Below are 21166 nucleotides of genomic sequence, written 5' to 3' on the forward strand. Positions count from 1 at the left end.
GTTCAGATTGCCGGTTTTTAAATAAAAGGGGGACTTATGATGGTTGAGACGATTAAAGCTGGGGTTGCAGCGCTACAAACTTTGGAGAGTTGGGGCGTCACGCACATTTACGGCATCCCCGGTGGCACATTTAATAACATGATGTACGCGTTGCATGAGGAAAAGTCGCGCATCAAGTATATTCATGTGCGCCATGAAGAAGTCGGGGCCTTGGCAGCGGTCGCCGATGGAAAGCTGACGGGTCATATTGGGGTGGCGTTCGGGTCAGCTGGCCCCGGAGCAACGCATCTTTTCCAAGGCGCTTACGATGCCAAAATGGATAAAGTGCCTACTTTGTTCTTAGTGGGCCAAGTGGAACAACGGTTTATGAATGCTGATTTCTTTCAGGAATTAGATGAAGATCCAATGTTTCAGGATGCGGCTGTCTATGCACGTACCGTCACCACAGCGCAGAGTTTACCGCATGTCATTGATGAGGCGATTCGGCGGGCATATGCTGCTCATGGTGCGGCGATTGTGGTGATTCCTAACGACTTGGCCGCCGAGTTGATTCCGGCGAATGGGTATTACAGTGCCGCGGCGACCCATGCCACCCCGATTTTAGCGGCCGGCACTGATGAACAGGTGGATCAGGCACTAAGATTGATTCGTACCGCGTCTCGGCCGGTGATGTATGTCGGTCAAGGCGTTCGCGGGGCAGCTGATACGGTGATGACGCTAGCCAAAAAGTTACAGATGCCAGTGATAACGACAGCGCTGGGCAAGCCGATTATTCCGTACGCCTTTGAAGCACTCTTGGGTTCGGCTGCACGGGTCGCATCGAAACCGGCCAATGAAGCATTGCGGGTGGCCGATTTGATCATGTTTGTCGGCTCGAATTATCCATTTGCGGAAGTTATGTTTTCGCCTAAAGCCAAGTTTATTCAAATCGAAGCTGATCCCAAAACCTTAGGCAAGCGGCATCACACAGATGTGGCAATCTTAGCGGATGCACCCGCAACTTTGAAGAAAATGATTGCCCACAGTGATGAGGCTCCTAGCAGCGGCTGGTATCAGGCCAATGTCGATAACGTCAAAAATTGGCATCAGTACAATGATGACATGATGCAACGGACCACTGGCGATATGCGCTTTGAGCCGGTATTTGGCCAGATCAACCGCATTGCGACCGATGATGCAATTTTTGCGATTGATGTCGGGGATGTCACCCAAAATGCTGTGCGCTTGTTGAAAGTGAATGGTCGGCAAGCGTGGACAACCAGCGGACTGTTCGCCACGATGGGTGCAGGATTGCCGGCAGCCTTAGCCGGACAGTTGAGTTTTCCTCAGCGCCAAGTGTTCAATCTTGCTGGTGATGGTGCCGCGGCGATGGTCATGCAGGATCTGGATACAGAAGTGCGGTATCACCTGCCGATTATCAATGTTGTTTTTTCAAATAATGCATTAGGTTATATTGAAGATGAGCAAGAAGATGACGGACACGAATGGTTTGGCGTTGATATGCCAGCAATTGATTTTGCAACGGTTGCCAAGGGAATGGGCATGACCGGTTTGACCGTCACCAAGGTTTCGGAACTCGCGGCTGCGTTTGATGAAGCCGAGGCCAATCGCATCGCTGGCAAGCCAACACTTATTGATGCCAAAATTACGAATGAGCGGCCAATCCCGGTCGAGCATCTGCAGTTAGATCCGGATCGTTTCGATGCCGCTACAATTGCTGCCTTCAAGAAACGTTATTATGCTGATAATTTGGTGCCGTTTAGTTCGTTTCTAGCGGCGCATCATGTTTCGGTGGGTTGAATTTGATTGATGAAAACGCAAACGTGCCCCAAAAGCGGTTTTTACTTTTGGGGCACGTTTTAGTTAACAATCTAGAACTCGATAAGCATAGCTACCGTTTGCGGACAAAGATCAGTTTTGAGAACAGGTAGTTAGCGACGACAATGATGATTTGATCCAGAATTTTGACCAGGATCTCGTTGCCGTGAAGCCAGTCCACGCCGACAATCATAATGAAGTTATCCAGCAACAGTGAAACGCCACGGAGGATTAGAAAACTGGTTAGCTCGAACCAGAATTTCTTTTTGCTTGAATAGTCACTGTGGAAGACGACACTTTTGTTGGCGAAGAATGCAAAAATGACACTGACAATGTTAGCGGTCGTGTTGGTTAAGACCAAGCCAATATCAAAATAGCGCATCACAAAAAAGGTGACGAAATTGATCAAGGTGGTGAGTCCACCGATAAATAAGTAGTTGATGATCATTTCGTAGCGTTTATATAGATGAATCAGCGTTTTCAAAGGTTAAATCTCTCCTAGCTTTGAGTTTGATGCAATGCAGTGTTTGGCTGCGCACGAATGGTGTCAGTATACCATGCAAGCTGAGTGGTAGTGAGATGCTTTTTATAAGGTTCATGCGAGACTGACATTAACGATAACCCTTGTCAGTGCGCAGCTAAAAAAACGACTGAGCTGTTGACTTGCGTTTATCCGCCTAATTGACTTACAATTTGTTAGCGAAAGGCTGAGACTTGGGTGTCATGGGCCTGCTTGAATCTCAGTGGGTTTCAAGGTATGCTCTTTGCAAGGAGGATAACGATGACGAAATCAGGTAAACAACAGTCCCCACGTAAGCATCGCTGGCTATGGCGGACGATTTTTGCGCTCGGTGTCCTTCTGGGCTTAGCGCTGGTTTTCAACGAACCGATTAAGCTGTTTGTCGTTGATCATTTAAGCCAATGGACGATGGGGCAGATTGATCGCAATACAGTTGATAAGAACGAAAAAAGAAGTGCCACGTTTGATTTTAAAGGTGTTAAAGCGCTTGATATCAACACGGTCGGGAATGCCGCGTTGACCCGTAACCTGCATCCGATTGGTAAGATTGCCATTACCAGCGTTCATCTGAAGTTGCCGATTCTCAAGGGGCTGTCAAATGATAACCTGAGTGCCGGCGCCGGGACGATGAAGGCTGATCAGAAGATGGGTGAAGGCAATTATGCGTTAGCCGGCCACTATATGACCAACCAAGGGATTCTTTTTTCACCTTTGAAAAATGTCCAAACTGGCGATACAGTCGCGATTACGAATATGAAGAAAGTTTACACTTACAAAGTGACCACGAAACAGATTGTTAACGAAACCCAGGTGCAATGGATCGATGATGTGGCAGGGAAGAAACTGATCACCTTAGTCACATGTGCGTCACCGACAGAAGGCGAAGTGGATCGGATCATTGTGCAAGGAGAACTTCAGTCGGTCAAGAAAGCAAATCAAAAGAATCTGAAAATTTTCTTATAATTTGAACAAGTGCTGGCGAATGCTTGCACTTTTTTTATTTTTGCGGCACGCTAAGATTTAACTAGCGAAAAATGGATGGTGGGGAAGACGATGTCAGCGTACGAAAAGTTTATCAACAATGTGCCAGTCCGACGTACAGTGGTTTTATTCTCGGTTTTTTTGGTTTTGTGGTTTGCCCGTAGCATTATGAGCGACATTTTGTTGACCTTTATTTTTGCGTTTCTAGTCAGTCGCTTAGTGCACGCGGTTCAACGCCATGTTCATGTTCGGCCGTTTGTGATCGTTGTACCTGTTTACATATTGGTGATTTTAGGGTTGATCTATGCAGCGGTCCATTATGTTCCAGCCATTATTCACCAAACGATCACGCTGTTTAATTCGGTACAGGATTTTTATAACAGCGATGCCTTTGCCAACAACCAGGTAATGCAGTGGGTTTTGCAGAGTACCAAGAGCCTGAACCTCACCGAACAACTTAAGACTGGCCTGTCAACGGTTCTTGAATATGCCGGTAACATTGGTGCGATGGGCTTGACGTTGGTGTTGTCGTTTATTTTAAGTTTCTTCTTTACCATCGAGTTGGATAGCTTACCGGCATTTGGGCAACTGTTTTTGGATTCACCGTTTGGTTGGTACTTTAAAGATCTGCGTTATTTTGCCTTGAAATTCATCAATACGTTCGGGGTTGTCATGGAAGCCCAGATCTTTATCGCGGTGGTTAACACGGTGATTACGACGATTACGCTGTTGTTTATGAAAATGCCGAATATTCCGAGTCTGGCGATTATGGTTTTCCTGTTATCGCTTATTCCGGTTGCCGGGGCGATTATTTCGCTCATTCCGTTGACGATCATCGGCTATACAGTTGGCGGCTGGCAAGATGTCATCACCATTTTGATCATGATTGCGGCGATTCATGTGTTAGAAGCATATGTCTTGAATCCTAAGTTTATGAGTAGCCGCACGCAATTGCCTGTCTTCTTCACCTTTGTCGTGTTGCTGGTGGCAGAACGACTCTTTGGGACCTGGGGCTTGATCGTAGGTATTCCGATCTTCACCTTTTTCCTGGATGTCTTAGGGGTCAAAAAGATTGCCGGAACCAAAGCACATCATTCGACTTATGACACTGTCCCACAGCCAAAGGAGCATCATGAAAATGACGCGTAAACGCCGGTGGCTGATCATTTTGGCGGTGTTAGGTGTTTTGGTCGTCGCTGGCGGCGTGACGATGGGCTGGATCCAGCATCAGCGTCAAGCCAGTAAGATTACGGCGCGACCGGTTCCCCAAGCACAGTTGCGGCGGCATGTTCGCAAACTGATTGATGCGACCGACTTTAGAGGCAGTGTTGCCTTGATCAAAAAAGGCCGGATTGTTTATACAGGCGGTGTCGGTGAAGCAGATCATACGCGCAAATTGGCGAATAATGGGGCGACGATGTTTCCGCTGGCCTCGGTAGAGAAGTATTTAACGGCGCTTGTCATTGGGCGACTGATTGCCGATCACCGGCTGTCATTCACCACTAAGCTAGCCAAGTTTTATCCCGACATTGATCATAGTCGCGACATTACCATTCGGCAGCTGCTGGATCATCGCTCGGGCATTCAAATGGATGAACTTACACCGGAGCAAATACTGACATCAGAAAAAAACGCGCTCGACTGGAATTTGAATCAACTAGGATCCACCGGCGACCATAGCTTTATTTATACTAATGCCAATTATGCGTTATTAGCGGGGATTATTCGCAAAGTCACAAAGAAGCCTTTCGCTGCGGCATTAGACCAAACGATTCTGGCACCGTTAAAACTCACACATACCCGTAACTTCGATGCGTTATCGGCGAAAATGCCAGTGGCGCAAGGTTATCTGAGCGAAGATGATCAATCGTACCAGCCGGATGATTTAAGCCAGGCGCTTTTGTCGAGTTTACTTGGCAGTGGGAGTGTCTACATGAGCGTGACCGACTTGGCCAAGGTGATCATTGCAGCAGAAACCGGGAAGATTATTCCTAAAAAAGTCTATCATCAGTTAATCGCGGCACATTATGCAGACAGTAATCAGTATGCCAGCGGGGTAGCGTGGTTGGACGATCAGCGTTTATTGCAAGGCATGTACAACGACAATCCGGAAAGTTTCAGTACCCTTGCTTATTTTCGTGCTAATGCGACCAGCGGCGTTGTGTTGTTTGGTAATCATACGATGACAACCGACACGGTGACGCTGGCGCAGAACTTAGAAGCGTTAGTGGAATAAACAGGCGGGAACATGAAAACCGGTCTTAATGACAGAAGATAGATGTCATTAGGACCAGTTTTGGGTTGAACGGCAATTGCTTGTTTTTTTAGCGCGAGTGCCTTATGCGTCTGACTGATGGCACAAGCATTCCAGGTGGTTAATACGCGATTGAGCCAGCTGTATTAGTAATTAAACGAGCGGCCAAAATCGTTGAGTCCTTGATAAAGGCTACCCATGATGCTGGCAAGACCAAACATGGTAATCACCATGAAGACAATGGCTAGTAGCACACTGACGATGAGAAGGGCGTAAATCTTGTCGAAATGATTAGTTGACTGAGCCGTAAATAGCATATAAGGACCGGCTAAGAAAAAGAGGCTAAGACTGATGGTCAATAATAACGAAATTAACATTGCCGAACCAACGTTGATGAGACCCAATATCTGCATTAACAGGGTAAAGACGGAGAAGAACACCATCCAATTACAGTGGAACGCATAATCTGTCGTAAAGTCGAGAAAACGTCGCCGCCGATCACCTAATATGCCGCGAACGCCCAGATAATAAATGGCAATCACGCCAATCGCCAGAATCGCAACTAAGACCAGCAACTTCAAAAATGTACTCATGACAGAACTGGCAAGGCTGCCGGGCAAGGATGAAAAAGCCGAGCCGGCGCGCAAAGCAATCGTCAAGGCCAGACTAACGATGGTAATCGCCAGACTGGTCAGTCCAAAATAACTATGATAAGTGCGCTCAATGCTGGCCGGATGCTTAATACTATCGACTAAATACCGCCAGTAACTGCCCGCATACTGCTTGGTAGCCTCAACGGTTGGATTAGGCTGTGGCGTTGGCTGAGGGGCCTGACTGGTTGGAGCATCGGTAGCAGTATTGTCGGTAGTCGGCGCAGTTTGCGTTGCGGCCGCTGAGCTTTCCGAGCTTTGGGCAGCTTGTGAATCGGCGGCCGTATCAGCTTGGGTGGTTTGAGTGGAAATCGGTTTCGTGGTTTCCGGTGCTGCTCCAGATTTTGCGTCTGCCGTTGGTGCGGTTGCTACAGGTGATTGGCTAGTCGCACTAACGGTATCGGCTTCTCCGTTGGTTGTGTCAGGGGTTGCCGGAGCTTGCGGTTGAGTGGCGGCCACCCCCGCCAGATTTGCACCGCATTTTGTACAGAAGTTAGCAGTGGGTGCGTTATGTGCCCCACAATTTGGACATAATTTAAACATGATATTCCCTCCAAAGTTAAACCCAGTTCCATTTTCAAAAACAATCGTCACTTAATCATAACAAAAGACAGACACAATACTGACTAAAATGACGGGAAATTTCTTACCGCCGATGAAATAAACGATAAAGGCCTCCTGCAACTAAGGCAAACGTACCGCCAAGTAAGATCAGATCCATGATGCCATGAACCAACGATAAAAAGCCGTTTTCATTCACTGCCAGTTGCATCGCCGGTAAGTTGATATAAATCAAAAAATAAATGACACTGATCAACCATATACCACCAATTGTGAGCCAAATTTTTTTCACGAGAACCTCCAAATTACTGAGCACATAAGTCATAAGGGACATTAATCCGATGCGCAGCGGCACCCTGTACTGACAAGGTTGCTACCGATGACATCGCACCGTGTGTCGTAACTGATGCACCAATTACAAACGTTGTTAAACCTTTTCTTTTTGCTATGTTTCCAATATACCAGAGAAAGCGGGTGCGAACTTACTGAAAATGGTGTAACATGAGATTCTGTAAACAGGCAGAAGACTGTCAAATCATAAAAGCGAGGTATTCTCTGATATGGCGAAATTAGTATTGATCCGTCACGGACAAAGTGAATGGAACCTGTCCAACCAGTTCACTGGCTGGGTAGATGTTGATCTGAGTGAAAAGGGTGTCGAAGAAGCAAAGCATGCCGGTGAATTAATTAAGCAGGCTGGTCTTGAATTCGACCAAGCTTACACCTCAGTTTTGACCCGTGCGATCAAGACCCTGCACTACGTCTTGGAAGAATCCGGCCAATTGTGGATTCCAGAAATGAAAACCTGGCGCCTAAACGAACGTCACTATGGCGCATTGCAAGGTTTGAACAAGAAGGAAACGGCTGACAAATACGGTGCCGATCAAGTTCACATCTGGCGCCGTTCGTACGACGTTTTGCCACCATTGTTGAAGGCAACTGACGAAGGCTCTGCTGCTAAGGATCGTCGTTATGCCGACCTTGATCCGCGGATCATTCCTGGCGGCGAAAACCTGAAAGTGACGCTGGAACGGGTTATCCCATTCTGGGAAGACCACATCGCACCAGATCTGTTGGACGGCAAGAATGTTGTTATTGCCGCACATGGTAACTCTCTGCGTGCCTTGACCAAGTACATCGAAAACATTTCCGATGCTGACATCATGAACTTGGAAATGGCAACTGGCGAACCGGTTGTTTATGACTTTGATGAAAAGTTGAACGTTAACAGCAAGACCAAGTTGGACTAATGATCCGCTAACTCATTTGCATAATTGAAAAGACGACCATCCCTTGAGCGTTGATAAGACGCTTGAGGGTGATGGTCGTTTTTGTATGGTGTTGCTTAGAATTTTTTATAGAAAATCGGGTCAGTTTTTGGCTCCAGCAACTGTGTGCGAAATCTTGATCCGGGTGATGAGTCGCTTGCACTTGCCAAGCATCTATTGAATAATCAATGTAATGAAATCAAGAAAAGAGGCAACCAAGTGGCAAATTATATAAAAGACATCCGCAGCAAGGTCGGGCATATGCCGATTTTTCTAAATGCAGTTGCGGGTGCTGTCGTCAATGACCAAGGACAAATATTACTGCAACAGCGTACAGACGCGGGAAATTGGAGTTTACCCGGTGGCATGATGGAGTATGGCGAGACGTTTGTTGAGACGCTGAAACGGGAAATGAAGGAAGATGCCGGCTTGCTGGTTGAACCTGTCAAGCCGTTACACACTTTTGAGCAGGGTTTTACCACGTATCCAAATGGCGATCAGGCCCAGATTATCTGCCGACTATATCTGGTAAAGCCAGTGGGTGGCGGTTTGGAGCAAGCTGATCCGAATGAGACGCTTGCCTTGAAGTATTTTAACTTCGATCAGTTGCCACCATTATTCAATACGCAATCACGCGACATGATTGCGTGCGTTCGCGCTTATCTGGATGGGGAACGGCAACATTAAAAAGTTAGCAATTCAATAAAGTAAAGTCCGCCCGGGAATGATAGGGGCGGGCTTTTTGCTAGCATTTGGAACCAGAGTGGCAATGAAGAGCATTACAACATTGGGCTGGAACTTGTGGTCGACAGTCTCAGGGGTTGTTTTGAGGCGGTCACTCAAATTTCTTGATGATTTTATGTTAGTCTTAATTGACACTAACTAAATAGATGGCTATACTAATGTCAGTTAGTCGGATATAAACAAAACTAACTTTTAAAAACCTCGTATTCAAAAGGAGAAGTGTGATGACACAAACTTCAGAAGCATTATTAAAAGCATTCGGGCAATTACTCCAAAAGCGGCCATTTATGGGGGCCATCGCCAGCAGCCTGCGTTTTGGTGATCAGCAGCGGCAACCTAATCAATTGCGTTTGTTGCGCTTACTCGATCAGCACGGTGAACTGACGAACTCGGATTTAGTCGAAGCTTTAGACATTCGCCCTAGCTCGGTTTCGGCTTTGGTGCAGAAACTGGAAGAACTGGGCCTGATTAACCGCCATGAATCGGAAACCGATAAACGGGTTCAACTCATTGCTTTGACTGACGATGGCCGCAAATTCATTGAAACCACCGGAAAGCTGAAAACCGATTTACCGGATCAAATTTTTAGCGGTTTGACTGACGATGAACAAGCTGAGTTGTTGAAATTAATTGAAAAATTAACGGCGGATTTGGCTAATCGCGATGATCTCAGCTGGCCAGAAGGAAAACAGTTTGACGATATGCGGGCGTGGGCGGAGCGCTTTCATCACGGGCATCATGGTCCCCGCCGCGGCTACCCTGGCAGCTTTGGGGCAGGTGGTCCCCATGGCTTCGACCGCCATTTTTAAGCGGTTGTCGTGAAGATGGCGCTTCCGCTTGAAAAGCTTAAAAGTAGCGGATGCACTGACTTAATCTAGAATAAGCTAGTAACTTAAAGAGGCTGAGCAACAATTCACAGCTTCAAAATAAAAGCGAATCGTTTCTCGCTAAAATCGAGAAATGGTTTGCTTTTTAGATTCCTTACATTAGTGTAAATAGACTTTAAGGACTTTAGTGCCAAGGCGGAGCAATCGTAGGCCAGATGGGGCTCAGCCGTGGAAACAACACAGCGACCGGTTTTTGTCGCGGGGGTATGTTGTTAGGCGACTTGGAGACTGCCGGGCTTGCAGGCTCCAAGCGCCGTCTCCGCTCTAGCTTCGCGTCGCCACCCCATCTGGCCGGAGATTGCGGAGTTTGGCACGGCCCGGAACTGTTTTAATGACCCATTCTATTAAAGTATTCGGACTTTAGTAAGCATCACATCCTGAGATAGAATTGTGTCCCAGTTCCTTTTGTTTCGGAACGATCATAAGTAAGTGAGGGTGGAAGCAGCCAATGTTCATTTTCACAAAAATTCAGCGGCAAGATGACTGCTGACTATGCCATTCATGGTTTGCAAAATCGCTTGCTTTTCGTTAAAAAGTTGGCAGAAACTTTACTATTTTGGCGGAAGCAGGCAAGATGGATTTAAACAACAAAAATGGGAGGGAAACCGATTTGGCTGGAAAGATGCGGTACTGTCCAAATTGCGGTTTTAAAATACCGGCAGGCGTTAAGTTCTGTCCAAATTGCGGCATGGATTTGGTGCGTTTTGATGCCCAAATTGCGGCACAAACAGCGGCACAATCCACGCAAAGCCGACCGACTAAACAAGCGGAGCCGCAAGATTCGATTGCTGACAAGGAGCCAACAGTTGGTGAGCGCTCTCGGCGACGTCAAAGTCAGACGCCGGCCGGTAAGAAAAGCCTAGACTTAACTGACGACAGCTTTCAGCATTTTCTTGATTGGCTGGCTGTTCACATTGTGTATACGTTAATTGGCGTCATGGTGTTATTTTGTGTCTTTAGCTTTTCGGTCTTGATCGGTTGGGTGCTTGCAGTTGCCAGTGCGGTGGCGGTTTATGTCGTGGCGAACCGGCGACCGGTGGCACCTTACCAGCCGCGGAATCGTAGCGATCAGTCCGATGATGATGATATTTGGACGATGCCTTCATCTGGACAAGCTAGTCAGGTGCCTCCGTATTCGACGCCTAATCGTCAGCCAAATTTTTCACCTAATTCCCAAAGTGGCGGTTCGTCGCGTTGGTGGCTGCAATTTGCCGGAAAATCACATCGGCGCGGCAGCTTGATCTGGCTGGTTTATTTAGCGGCCGCGTTTCTTGCCCTAATTGCCGCTTATGCTTGGCCTTTTGGAGCGAGCGGGGTTGGTACGACAACGGTGGGCGGCAGTTTGTATGACTTGGTTCGCAGTGCCAGTACATTGGCCGAAACGACGGCTGCTACCACTGGGACAGTGGGTGCGGCAAAGGTTAATCTGCCTTATGTAGCGCTAGCGTTGGCAGGTGTGGGGCCAGCTTTAGGATTAGTGTTTGGGCTTTTCCGGGCGCGCGGCATGATGCGACTTGGCGGGATGTTAGGATTATTAGGGTATGCGGCTTTATATGTTGCCTATGCACCGTTAATGAGCAGCGGAACGAATCAAATTCAAGGGTTGCTCAATCCTGGTATTGGTTATGTTGTCGGGATAGTTGCTGCATTAGTGATGGTCGTCACGGCACGGCTTTTGCGACGTGATTGACGCGTTTCGCAACTGAACGTTTGTTGCGATAAAATAAAATATGTTCTGTATTGGTGTTGAGTGTTGTACGATAAAGAAGTCCTTCACAAGAGGCAGTTATGGGGTAAGGGTTTGAAACCGAAACAAAGGAACGTATTGGCTTGGGTTAAGGTGCACAACCATGCAACGGCGTAAGCGAATCTTTGGTATTTTAATCACTGCTTTGATGATCGCGGTCGTATTTTTGATCTGGGGGGGTCCATCTTGGGCACCTTCAAAATCGGGTCAATCTTCAACGTCAACGCCACGGCAGATGACATCGGCGTCTGCTTCCAAAATCGTTAACCGCAGCACTATCAGCGCATCAACTTCATCTGAGTCGAGTGTCACGTCACCACAAGCGGCTAGCAGTCTCAATGAGTCAAGTTTCTTTTCGCCGACGCTGAATCGTTCCTGGCGCTATTTCACGTATCTTCCGGCTGGCTATACCTCATCACGCCAGTATCCGCTTATCTTGATGCTGCACGGGATGGATGGTGATGCAACCAATCTGGTGAAGTTGGTTGATTCAAAAACCATGTTAGATCAAGCGGTGACAGCCACTAAGCATCCCGCAGTCGTGGTTTTCATTGATGGCGGCAATAGTTTTTACGTTGATTCGCCAGCAGAAAAAATGCAGACAGCGATCGTGCAGGATTTATTGCCGCATTTGCAGCAGCAAGTTGCCATATTGCCCCAGGCGGATGCCCATGCGGTCGGCGGCATGTCGATGGGCGGTTATGGCGCACTGCATCTGGCGTTAGCGGTTCCGACAGCATTTCGCACGGTTGCAGCACTGTCACCGGCTGTCTGGCAACAAGTTCCTGAAGCTGCGCGGCCACGGATGCCAGCATTTTTGCGTGCCGGACAATGGAATCAGGCACAGTGGGAAGCAGAAGCGCCGGCTAAAATGTTGACAGGTGATCGCACTGCCGGGTTGCACGTTTTCCTCGCTTCCGGTCAGGCAGATACAACGGTATCATTTCAGGATGTTAGCCAGTTTTCCGATCAACTCACGGCTGCCGGGGTAAATCCGACTACGCACTGGAGCGCTGCTGGGGCGCACGGTTTTACTTATTGGCAACAGATCCTACCTGAAGCTTATCAATGGCTGTTGCGACAGCTGCCGGTTCCTAAAAAAATAAGTGAGTAGCGCATACAGCTTGCGATCGTCAGTGCTAGCTTGGCGTTCAATCGTTGATATGACAGGGTAGTAAGATACCAAATATCAAAAACGGAGGAAGTAGAAATGGAATTTTGTCCACATTGCGGCGTTCAGGTTAGCGCTGACGAAGCATATTGTCACAATTGCGGTTTCAATCTTAAGGCCTATCGATTAGAAAATCAGAATGCTGCGCTAGCTAATCAGCAGGAAAATGTTGGCGGTCAGACGAGCTCAGCATCGGCGTCAGGACCACAATCAGGCAGCGTGCCACCGGTGACCCGTCGCCGACAAACCAGTGGCGGATCCCCCAACCACCCGAAACGACCATGGCTAATTGTGACGCTAGCATTACTCGCTGCGGTTGTCATTGTGGGCGGTGTCTTATATTTTCAAAATCGCAGTCAGCAGACGCAAGAAGCCGCCTCGAGTTCGGCCAGTGCTTTAGCAGCAAGTGCCTCCTCAGCCTCAATTGCTTCAGCCTCGGCGTCCGCATCGCAGGCAGCAGCATCTAGCTCACTGGCAGCGTCTCAAGAAGCCGCCAGTGAATCACTCGCTAATGCCAGCGCGTCACGTGCAGAAAGTCGCGATAACTCAGATGAGACCGACAACAGCAGCAGCGGCGATCTAAGTAACCGCGATGTTGCCAAAATGGCCGCCGATCTGGATGATTTTGATCTTGACGATTACCGCGTGGAAGTCACATCGCCAGCGGTTAACATGAAAGAAGTCGATGTTTACGACAAAGATAGTGGCGAACTGTACAATAAATACCGCTACGATGAGATTCATGACCAAATGAGCAAATACGATGATGATTCAGGCAAATGGGAGCTTATTAAAGACAGCGATGATTAATCGCGCCAAGAAGACAAGGGCGTCTGTATACAATGAGATTGTGGCAGGCGTCTTTTTGGATGTCCTTCAATTGTGACGCGGTTTGCTATTGGGATTCAGAGAAAAGACGCTAACGAAACTGTTGTGTTTGCAAGTCAAACGTGTATGCTAATGGGTATGGAGGTTCGACATGCAAACCGAAACAAACATTTCCGGCTTGATTTATCAGCTGGCTAAATTACAAAAATATTTTCTTAATCAACATCTCGGCACACTCAACTTAAATAGCGATCAGGCTAAGGTGTTGACTTTTGTCGCTGCACATCCCGGTACGAATCAGCGCCAGATCAGCGTGGATCTAAGTCGTGGCCCGGCGAGTGTTTCTAACCTGATCAAGCGGCTAATTCAACAAGGTCTGCTAGAAAAACGGATGGCGCCGCACAGTGACCGCGAGCGGCAACTTTTTTTGACGGCTGATGGACAAGCGGCGGCTGCGGAAGTCCATGAGCTGTTTCAGGTGCTGGAAAAAGCTTTCGCCACCAATGTTAAAGATCCTGAAGCGCTTACCGTCACCTTGGAACGATTGTTAACCGCTTTGCAATGAACTTGATGGTCCGTGCGAACCCCAGCTTATTCGTCTTTACATACAGAGGTAAGGGTTCTGAAAAATTCTGTGTTCAACCCAATTTCATGATTGGCGGATGGCTAAAGTAACATTTAGATTAAAATAACGAAAACATTCAAGATTCTCTTGGCGCCTGAGAAGAAACATGCTACACTATGCACAAATTACAGCAAGCAGAAAGGTGTCCCTTATCATTGATTGGCGCAACGAACGAAGCGTTGTTCGCTTTACTATTTCCAAAAGATTTTCCAACCCTGTTAGTCGCTAAACAGGCCCGACGCATGCTATGTATCCGCGCCAGCCATGGCAACCAAGAGGCAGCACGTCTACTGCGAGTCCGCTCAACCCCGATTCGCGTTGTTTATGCCGTCAAAGTTAGTCATTAGTTTCAGAGCAGCATCCTAAGCCCGATGATGATCGGGCTTTTTTGGTGTGAGCGCGAGCCGGCGCGGTTAGCAATTGGAGTGTAAGCGGCCTGCCGGGGTTTGGTCACTGCGCTTAAGGCCTTTAAGCGCAGAATGCTGGACTGACGAACACGTTATAGAGAGTAAGATCAAACTTGCAAATCCTCCAGAGTAGAAAGTCGTGCTCTGTGCTCACAACCGATAGCTGATATAAATACCCTGTCTTCGCATCACGACTAAGCATTTTCAAAGTCATCATCGAATAACAATTGTATAAACCCATTTTTCGATAAAACATTGCTTGACACGCGTGAGAATGAGTTACATACTCATGTTGTTAGCCGGCTAACAACATGAGGAGGATGACTTTTGAATTTTGACTTTACTGATCGCCCGGATGAACATCGGCTTGACCTAATGCGCAAAGTTTATCCCGATGTTGATACCCAATCAGTCTTGACTTTTCTGAATTTTCGCACTTGCTTCAGAGCGGTTGCCAATGACTATCAACAGGTTCTGGATCAGTTTGGGTTGTCGGAATCACGCTTTTTGATCCTAATGTTCCTGTACCATCAACAACCGCAAGCTTTAAGTATTACGGTCTTAGCTGAAAAGCTCGGGGCAACTAAAGCAACCACGAGTAAATTAGTTCGAGGCATGGTCGCAAGTGGTTTGGTTGAGAAGACGACGACCGCAGCTGATAAACGCGCTTCTTTAATTCAGATGACCACAGAAGGGGCAACGTTACTTGATCGGTTTTTACCGGTGAATTATCAAACGGTTAACCGGCTCTTTGCCAACCTAACCCACGATGAACAAATACAACTCAACCGATTACTCGATAAATTACTGCTCGGGACCAAGTAACCCATATACCCTCAGAAAGGGGCACATCATGATGGAACAAGCTAAAATTGATTTTTTAAAAACCTACTTAAGTCTTTACATTGATCACTTCACAGTTCTTCATGCGTTACAGGCTGGTGACCAAACATATGAAGTTCTGGATGTTCGTAATGCACCGACGCAAGCCAAAAAGGTACAAATCAAAGGTGCCCGCGCCATGCCGGCAAAAGATCTTGTCACTAAATTGGACCAACTCGACCAGCAAAAAACCTATGTGGTGTATGACTGGACTGGCGGTACTACTTTGGGCAAACAAGCCTTGTTGATTTTGCTTTCGCATGGGTTTAAGGCTTTCGAGTTGGCAGGTGCGTTGGAAGGATGGCAAGGGATGAACCTACCAGTTGAACCAGCACATTAAGAATGACTCAGTGGCAATATTAGGGGTGTAACAGTCATTGGACTTTGTTGCACCATTGAATCAAGTACGGCAAGGGGAGGTGTCACTCATTCCTTTTGCCGTATTTTTGGCTTTCGAACAACATAAGAATGCAAAAATCGGCATTTCGCTTACAAATCAGGGTCATTGTTTCTTTGCAGCATGGTTCGCATAAATTTGGCTTGGTGTATTGGCTATCTTGAAATTAAGCCGAGGACAGTATGCCCGTGTTCGGCACGAATCCGGTTTCTTTTTTAATGCCAACAACGGTACAATTAAGTTGACATTATATGATAGGAGATGGCACTGTGAAAAATTTTCGATTTCAAAACGCCACCGATATTCGCTTTGGTACCGGCCGGCTTGATACTGAGTTACATGATGCCGTGAGTCGCTTTGGTTCACGTGTTCTTTTCGTTTATGGCGGTCATTCCATCAAAAAGTCCGGCTTGTATGATACCGTTAAGGGGCTTTTAGCAGACTTAGACGTTACCGAACTGGCTGGTATTGAGCCCAACCCAAAAATTGCCTCGATTCGTGAAGGTCAACAGTTGGCAAAGCAACACGATATTGACGTGGTGCTTGCAGTTGGCGGCGGTTCGGTGATTGACGCTGCTAAAGTCATTGCCAGTGCCAAATTCTATGACGGTGACCCGTGGGACTTGGTGAAGGATCGCGGGATAATGCGGCACAAGTTGCAGCAGGTACCGGTTGTTGATATTTTAACGTTGGCGGCAACAGGTAGTGAAATGAACAGCGGCTCCGTGATTTCTAATCCGGCAACCCATGAAAAGTTGGGTACCACTGGCCCGAATACCCCCGCCATTTCGTTTCTTGACCCGAGCTTGACCTATACTGTCCCAGTACGGCAAACGGCGGCTGGTTCAATGGACATCCTTAGTCATTTGATCGAGCAATATTTTGACCGTTCGAAAAATAATGACGCCAGCAAAGGAATGATGGAAGGCCTAATGCGTACTGTTATTAAGTGGGCACCGATCGCCGTTAAAGAGCCGCATAACTCGGATGCCCGCGCCAACTTGATGTGGAGTGCGACCATGGCATTGAATGGTCTTGTGAGCGTGGCCAACGAAAATGGTTGGACGGTTCACAGTTTGGAGCATGAGTTATCAGCCTACTATGACATTACGCACGGCGTTGGTCTCGGCATTTTGACACCGCGCTGGATGGAGTTTATTTTGACCAAAGATCCGACCACCGCGGAAATATTTGCGCGATTCGGACGGCATGTTTGGGACCTTGAAGGAGACGAAACATACGCGGTTGCCCAAGCAGCAATTGACGCAACGTTTGACTGGATTCAGCATTTAGGCTTCCCGATGACCTTACCGGAAGTCGGAATTGCCGATGAAGCGCATTTTGACGCGATGGCAACAGCGGCTGTGGCCAATGCCAGTCTGGAAACCCGCGCGTATGTGCCATTATCTGAAGAAGACGTCAAAGCGATTTATCAAGCTTCCATGACGAATGGTTTGACAGCTTAGATTAGTCGCTAACTGGAGGACAGGATTAAAAAAGGAGGAATTGATTGGTGACGCAACCCATTCTTGAACATGATTCGGTTGCTTTTCAGGCGGCGCGTAATGCGGAGAATCAACTTTGGCTTGATTTTCACTTAAAACCGAAAACGCGATGGCTTAAAATCGCACCCACGGAGTCAGCAGAAGCAAATTTGCGTGTCCGCGTCTTAGAATTTGGTCACGGGGATCCGGTACTCATGATCCCTGGCAATACCGGCGATCCGTATGAATTGGCGCCATTGTTGCCGCAATTAGCCGGTTATCATTTATTTGTGCTCGCACTACCAGGCAGTGGGTTAAGTGACGGCTTTGATTATGAACAGGTCAAGGTGCATGACTTTGCGGTTGAATTGATCGGCCAAGTCATGGATCAGCTTGATTTGAAAACAGTGCCGATCATTGCCCACTCGCTGGCCGCACACTGGGCAACCTGGTTTGCACTGCCTTATCCGGAACGAGTGGATCAGCTCATTTTGCTAGGCAATCCGGGCCGGATGCTGATGACCAGTACGCCAGCACCATTGAAGGCGGCCTTAAATCCGGTCTTGAGTCGCTGGTTTATGAAACGCCAGATCCCGAAATCAGCCAAGCGCGCCTGGGGACCGCTTCATCGCATGGGGACAGATCCGGCCGCCGTGAGCGCACTGCCGCAAAGCTTTGCTGATTGTGTTTATGCGTTTACACATTTACCGCATTATCAATTAACCACCTTGTCGTTATTACGCAGCATGTATCGGTCAAAAGAATCCAACGTCTTGCCGGAACGGTACTTACGGCAGCTAACGGTACCCATGAGTTTAATCTGGGGAACCAACGACCCATTTGCCAATCCTGAATTAGGTCAGGAGATCGCCGCTGTTGTCCAACATGGTGAATTAACAACGATCAACGGTGCGGGCCATGAACCATGGATTGATGACCCGGAAAAAGTCGGAACCATTGTGCGGCTGAAACTAAAAGACAGTGAACTACGCGCTGCCGTCAGCCGTCATTAGCAGTAAAAAGGCTTAAACGAACTTAAATCGAAAAAGCGGTTATCCCAAGGCGGATGGCCGTTTTTATGTGAGCGCGAGCCAGCGCGGTTAGAAGTCGGAGTGTAAGCGGCCTTAAGCGCGATGGCCCGGTTTTTGGCCATTGCGCTTAAGGTCCTTACACGCAGACTTCTGCGCTGGGGAGCGCGTTATAGAAAGTGAGCATAAACGGCGCAGTTAGAAATCCACATATCAGGCAGTGTTTTCCAAACGACTACCATCGTGCCAACAACACATCACCAGATATTATCAGCTTCAAGTTGAAACCGATTTGCCGTCATGATCAACCAACTGTCATTCACCAAATTAGTTGTGGGTGGCTCGTCAATCGACCGTTCGCAGATAAAATTTAATAAATAAATTTTCTGCATATTTTATCAATTTATGGCAACCCTTAAATCCCTTAACAATATTATCTGAGACCGCATTCATTCAGGAATATCAATATTCTCACAAATGAATAATGACGAAAAAGGTTTGACAATCAAAACAGTTCTGCATATGCTTTGAACATCCAATTAATCTGGTTGGACAAAAACCGGCAACCAGTGATGACGGTTCAACGCGAAAATATCGCACAACTGCTTTTAGACATTTTCGCGACTGTCACCATCTGAGGCCGCGGTTAAAGAGGAGGCGAGGCTATGACAACTTTGGATACCTCAACCATCCAAACGCTAATCCCAAATCGTTACCCGCTCTTTTACATTGATCGGGTGACCGAATTAGTACCGGATGAATCGATTGTCGCAGAGAAATACGTGAGCGTGGCAGAAGATCATCTGGTTGCGTATCTACCCGGTGAGTTAACCATGCCGCCAACGCTGATTATTGAAACGCTAGCGCAGGCAGCATCGATTTTGATTCTGAAGTCACCGAAGTTTGCCGGCAAAACTGCTTATCTGGCAAGTATCGGCAAAACAGAATTCCTTAAACCCGTTCCAACTGGCAGTGTGCTGACACTGGCAGTCAAGATGGGTAAGGTTCGGGCGAATATGGGGGTGGTCACAACGACCGCCAGTATCGGTGAAGAGCTTGTCTGCCACGCAGAATTGCATTTTGTGGTAGAAGCAAATGCTTAGTCCACTTGACAGGCTTTTTTTTTCAACTGATACTTTGAGTATCAAATCAGTTGTACACGGAGGCACACCAATGTCCCAAAAGCCAAGCGTCAAGCGGATAAACGATAAGCTCATTCGCGTTTATTCGGATATTTTACGAATGGAAGAAGAGGAACTACGTAAAAGTCAGTTCCGGGATTTAGGCATTAAAGAAATGCATACCATTGATGCGATTGGTATTCATGCGACCCCTAGCTCTAGTGATGTTGCCAAGAAGCTGCATGTGACCCAAGGCACTTTAAGCGTCGCCATTAACAATCTGGCGCGCAAAGGCTATGTTGAACGGTTGCATCTAGAGTCGGATAAACGGGTTGTGAACCTGCGACTCAGCCGCAAGGGACGACTCATGTATCGGGCGCATCTTGCTTTTCACCAAAAAATGGTTGCCAGTTTTGTTAAGGGATTTACCGAACCGCAAATCGAGCTAATCGAACGCGCGCTTGATAATCTCAATGAATTTATTGACGAATATCGTCATTAGAAAGAAGGCCCCGTCTTGGAGATTCTGGCCAGTGCTTACTCGGTGCCAGCCACGCGCATTGAAAACGAGCAGTTACGAGAATTTATGGACACATCGGATGAATGGATCAGAGAACGCACGGGGATTAAAACCCGGCATGTGGTCACTGACCAGCGTAACTTTGATTTAGCCTATGATGTCGCCCAACAATTGCTAGAAAAATCGACGGTCACCGCCGATCAGCTCGATTTCATCATCGTGGCGACCATGAGCCCGGACTATGCCACCCCGGCCGAGGCTAATCGCCTGCAAGCAGCTTTAAATGCGAATCACGCATTTGCGTTTAATCTCAATGTTGCTTGCGCCGGTTTTGAATATGCGCTGCATGTCGCTGATCGGCTGATGACCAGTCCCAACGTTCATCAAGGACTGGTGATCGGGAGTGAAGTCCTTTCCCGGTTAGTTGATTGGCATGATCGGCGCACAGCAGTTTTGTTCGCTGATGGTGCTGGCGGCGTTTTGGTTAGTGATCAAGGCGCCCCGGTTCAAGCAGTTGATTTAAAGAGTTTCGGTGATACCGAGATGGTGTTGTTGGCTGGGGAGCAAGCAAATCAAAGCCCCTTTGCCGATGAACAAGCGCAACCGTCACCATATTTCAAAATGAATGGGCGCGCGGTTTACCAGTTTGCCATTAGCGAAGTACCACGTTCGATCAATCGGGCTTTGGAACAAGCTAACCTGACAACAGATGACATTGACTGGTTTTTGCTTCATCAAGCGAATGCGCGCATTGTTCAATCAGTGAATAAAAAGCTAAAAGTCGCGGAAGCAAAATTCCCGATCAATATTGATGAGTATGGTAACACCAGCGCAGCCAGCGTCCCGATTCTGTTGGCACAGTTGGCAGAAAGCGGTCAGTTAAAACGCGGCCAGAAAATAGTGCTTAGCGGTTTTGGCGGCGGCTTGTCTGTTGGCTCACTTATCATGACTTACTAACTAACGGTTACAATTGACAGACCAATGAAACGGTCAAAACTTAACACTCAAAGGAGAACATATAAACATGACTAACGAAGAAGTATTGCCTAAGGTACAAAGTATTATTGCTGACCAATTGGACAAGAAGCCTGAAGAAGTAACCTTGACCACGAACTTCAAGAATGATCTGGATGCAGATAGCTTGGACATTTTCGAAATCATTAATGAAATCGAAGACGAATTCGACGTTAAGATCGATACTGACGAAAGCATCGAAACGGTTTCAGATTTGGTTACGTTCATCACTGAAAAGGCTGAAGCTTAAGACACTGGA

Annotated in this window: 23 protein-coding genes and 1 pseudogene; 21 read left to right on the forward strand and 3 right to left on the reverse strand. The window is 47.5% G+C overall.

Annotation, left to right across the window (positions count from 1 at the left end):
• Positions 1-39: 39 nt before the first annotated feature.
• Entirely contained in the window at positions 40-1800 is a 1761-nt protein-coding gene (gene spxB / locus ACWP87_RS08835; RefSeq protein ID WP_029943740.1) for a pyruvate oxidase, read from the forward strand.
• 91 nt (positions 1801-1891) lie between these two features.
• Here the strand turns inward: spxB and ACWP87_RS08840 are convergent, their stop codons facing one another.
• Entirely contained in the window at positions 1892-2302 is a 411-nt protein-coding gene (locus ACWP87_RS08840; RefSeq protein ID WP_005692619.1) for a GtrA family protein, read from the reverse strand.
• Positions 2303-2599: 297 nt separating this feature from the next.
• Between ACWP87_RS08840 and ACWP87_RS08845 the strand changes: the two genes are divergently transcribed.
• The 3 genes from ACWP87_RS08845 (at position 2600) to ACWP87_RS08855 (ending at position 5555) form a co-directional block, all read left to right on the forward strand.
• Positions 2600-3301 (forward strand): class A sortase, encoded by a 702-nt coding sequence (locus ACWP87_RS08845; protein ID WP_005684728.1) that lies wholly within the window; start codon positions 2600-2602, stop codon positions 3299-3301.
• 90 nt (positions 3302-3391) lie between these two features.
• On the forward strand, positions 3392-4468 hold the full coding sequence (locus tag ACWP87_RS08850) for an AI-2E family transporter (RefSeq protein WP_005714699.1): 1077 nt from the start codon (positions 3392-3394) through the stop codon (positions 4466-4468).
• A complete protein-coding gene (locus tag ACWP87_RS08855) occupies positions 4458-5555 on the forward strand; it encodes a serine hydrolase domain-containing protein (protein ID WP_014569931.1) in 1098 nt (365 codons plus the stop codon). The genes ACWP87_RS08850 and ACWP87_RS08855 overlap by 11 nt, the downstream gene beginning before the upstream one ends.
• Positions 5556-5719: 164 nt before the next feature.
• Here the strand turns inward: ACWP87_RS08855 and ACWP87_RS08860 are convergent, their stop codons facing one another.
• A complete protein-coding gene (locus tag ACWP87_RS08860; RefSeq protein ID WP_015765022.1) occupies positions 5720-6766 on the reverse strand; it encodes a zinc ribbon domain-containing protein in 1047 nt (348 codons plus the stop codon).
• A gap of 103 nt (positions 6767-6869) precedes the next feature.
• The gene (locus ACWP87_RS08865) at positions 6870-7076 is read right to left on the reverse strand and encodes a hypothetical protein (protein ID WP_014569929.1); all 207 of its coding nucleotides are present in this window, start codon (positions 7074-7076) and stop codon (positions 6870-6872) included.
• 268 nt (positions 7077-7344) lie between these two features.
• Between ACWP87_RS08865 and ACWP87_RS08870 the strand changes: the two genes are divergently transcribed.
• The 17 genes and pseudogenes from ACWP87_RS08870 to acpP all read left to right on the forward strand — a co-directional run bounded on the left by ACWP87_RS08870 (position 7345) and on the right by acpP (position 21157).
• The gene (locus ACWP87_RS08870) at positions 7345-8034 is read left to right on the forward strand and encodes a 2,3-diphosphoglycerate-dependent phosphoglycerate mutase (protein ID WP_005684733.1); all 690 of its coding nucleotides are present in this window, start codon (positions 7345-7347) and stop codon (positions 8032-8034) included.
• Positions 8035-8271: 237 nt separating this feature from the next.
• Positions 8272-8739: an NUDIX hydrolase gene (locus ACWP87_RS08875; RefSeq protein WP_015765020.1), complete on the forward strand. Its 468-nt coding sequence runs from the start codon at positions 8272-8274 to the stop codon at positions 8737-8739.
• Positions 8740-9020: 281 nt separating this feature from the next.
• The gene (locus ACWP87_RS08880; RefSeq protein ID WP_014569927.1) at positions 9021-9605 is read left to right on the forward strand and encodes a MarR family winged helix-turn-helix transcriptional regulator; all 585 of its coding nucleotides are present in this window, start codon (positions 9021-9023) and stop codon (positions 9603-9605) included.
• Between the two features lie 205 nt (positions 9606-9810).
• Positions 9811-10031, forward strand: a pseudogene (locus ACWP87_RS08885) (hypothetical protein).
• A gap of 262 nt (positions 10032-10293) precedes the next feature.
• Positions 10294-11373: a zinc ribbon domain-containing protein gene (locus ACWP87_RS08890; protein ID WP_015765017.1), complete on the forward strand. Its 1080-nt coding sequence runs from the start codon at positions 10294-10296 to the stop codon at positions 11371-11373.
• A 160-nt stretch (positions 11374-11533) separates the two neighbouring features.
• Positions 11534-12544, forward strand: a complete 1011-nt coding sequence (locus tag ACWP87_RS08895) for an alpha/beta hydrolase (RefSeq protein WP_014569925.1) — start codon at positions 11534-11536, stop codon at positions 12542-12544.
• A 96-nt stretch (positions 12545-12640) separates the two neighbouring features.
• On the forward strand, positions 12641-13411 hold the full coding sequence (locus ACWP87_RS08900; RefSeq protein WP_014569924.1) for a zinc-ribbon domain-containing protein: 771 nt from the start codon (positions 12641-12643) through the stop codon (positions 13409-13411).
• Between the two features lie 169 nt (positions 13412-13580).
• Positions 13581-13994, forward strand: coding sequence for a MarR family winged helix-turn-helix transcriptional regulator (locus ACWP87_RS08905; protein ID WP_014569923.1), 414 nt, complete (start codon positions 13581-13583; stop codon positions 13992-13994).
• Positions 13995-14209: 215 nt separating this feature from the next.
• Positions 14210-14401, forward strand: a complete 192-nt coding sequence (locus tag ACWP87_RS08910; protein ID WP_005684745.1) for a hypothetical protein — start codon at positions 14210-14212, stop codon at positions 14399-14401.
• A gap of 387 nt (positions 14402-14788) precedes the next feature.
• Positions 14789-15286: a MarR family winged helix-turn-helix transcriptional regulator gene (locus ACWP87_RS08915; RefSeq protein WP_014569922.1), complete on the forward strand. Its 498-nt coding sequence runs from the start codon at positions 14789-14791 to the stop codon at positions 15284-15286.
• 31 nt (positions 15287-15317) lie between these two features.
• Positions 15318-15683 (forward strand): rhodanese-like domain-containing protein, encoded by a 366-nt coding sequence (locus ACWP87_RS08920; RefSeq protein ID WP_015765016.1) that lies wholly within the window; start codon positions 15318-15320, stop codon positions 15681-15683.
• A 326-nt stretch (positions 15684-16009) separates the two neighbouring features.
• Positions 16010-17206 (forward strand): iron-containing alcohol dehydrogenase, encoded by a 1197-nt coding sequence (locus tag ACWP87_RS08925; protein WP_014569919.1) that lies wholly within the window; start codon positions 16010-16012, stop codon positions 17204-17206.
• Between the two features lie 47 nt (positions 17207-17253).
• The gene (locus tag ACWP87_RS08930; protein WP_015765015.1) at positions 17254-18237 is read left to right on the forward strand and encodes an alpha/beta fold hydrolase; all 984 of its coding nucleotides are present in this window, start codon (positions 17254-17256) and stop codon (positions 18235-18237) included.
• Between the two features lie 680 nt (positions 18238-18917).
• Positions 18918-19355 carry a 3-hydroxyacyl-ACP dehydratase FabZ family protein gene (locus ACWP87_RS08935; protein WP_005684751.1) on the forward strand — a complete coding sequence of 146 codons (438 nt, stop codon included), beginning with the start codon at positions 18918-18920 and terminating at the stop codon, positions 19353-19355.
• 70 nt (positions 19356-19425) lie between these two features.
• A complete protein-coding gene (locus ACWP87_RS08940) occupies positions 19426-19875 on the forward strand; it encodes a MarR family winged helix-turn-helix transcriptional regulator (RefSeq protein ID WP_005684753.1) in 450 nt (149 codons plus the stop codon).
• 15 nt (positions 19876-19890) lie between these two features.
• Positions 19891-20850 (forward strand): beta-ketoacyl-ACP synthase III, encoded by a 960-nt coding sequence (locus ACWP87_RS08945; RefSeq protein WP_014569916.1) that lies wholly within the window; start codon positions 19891-19893, stop codon positions 20848-20850.
• Between the two features lie 67 nt (positions 20851-20917).
• Complete coding sequence (gene acpP, locus ACWP87_RS08950) at positions 20918-21157, forward strand: acyl carrier protein (RefSeq protein ID WP_005684756.1); 240 nt, start codon at positions 20918-20920, stop codon at positions 21155-21157.
• The last annotated feature ends 9 nt before the right edge of the window (positions 21158-21166 follow it).

Source organism: Lacticaseibacillus sp. 22, from assembly GCF_055413445.1.